At 60.2% G+C, this 658-nt stretch carries 2 protein-coding genes; both read right to left on the bottom strand.

The window, feature by feature from the left end:
- On the bottom strand, positions 1–305 hold a 305-nt coding region (locus EN914_RS37485), incomplete at its 3' end, for a CoA transferase (protein WP_206527354.1).
- Between the two features lies 1 nt (position 306).
- Positions 307–658, bottom strand: a 352-nt coding sequence (locus tag EN914_RS37480; protein WP_164779272.1) for a MaoC family dehydratase, incomplete at its 5' end; no start/stop codon positions are given.

The following is a 658-nucleotide window of genomic DNA, read 5'->3' as shown; positions in this document are numbered from 1 at the left end:
TTCTGGATCAGCACATCGGCCTTGGCCAGAAGGCCGCGCAACGCCTCGAGATCGGCCTCGTTCTTGAGGTCGATGGCAAGACTTTCCTTGGCCCGGTTGATGGCATGGAAGATGGTGGAATCGCCGCCGATCTCGGTATCGCTGAGATAGAGCCGGCGCGACAGGTCGCCGCCATCCGGACGCTCGATCTTGATGACGCGGGCGCCGAGATCGAGCAGCCTGAGTGAGCAATAGGGCCCGGACAGGAACTGGCTCATGTCGACGACGACGAGACCGGCGAGCGGCAATTCGGCTGCTGCCGGCATGCTATTTCTCCGTCTTGCCGACGAAGTCGGCCGGGTTGCGGTACTTCACCGTCTGCAGATGCTCGCAATAGAGAACCAACTCGCCTTCGCCCTTGAACACCTCGTAGCTGGCGCGGATCAGCCCCATTTCCTTGTAGCGGGGCTTCTTGTCGAGGTTGGAGCGGATCGAATAGATCGTGTCGCCAATGAAGACGGGTTTTATGAAGCGGAGCTTGTCGTAGCCATAGGAGAAGGCATTGACGCAGTTGGTGGCGACCAGCCCCAGGCCAGCCGAAAAGACGAAGGCGCCGGCGATCAGCCGCTTGCCGAAAATGCCTTCGTTCTCGGCAAACATCTGGTCCTGCACATAGGGG

The organism is Mesorhizobium sp. M7A.F.Ca.CA.001.08.2.1, from assembly GCF_003998455.1.
GTDB lineage: Bacteria > Pseudomonadota > Alphaproteobacteria > Rhizobiales > Rhizobiaceae > Mesorhizobium > Mesorhizobium ciceri.
This window is presented reverse-complemented; position numbering and strand designations above follow the sequence as displayed.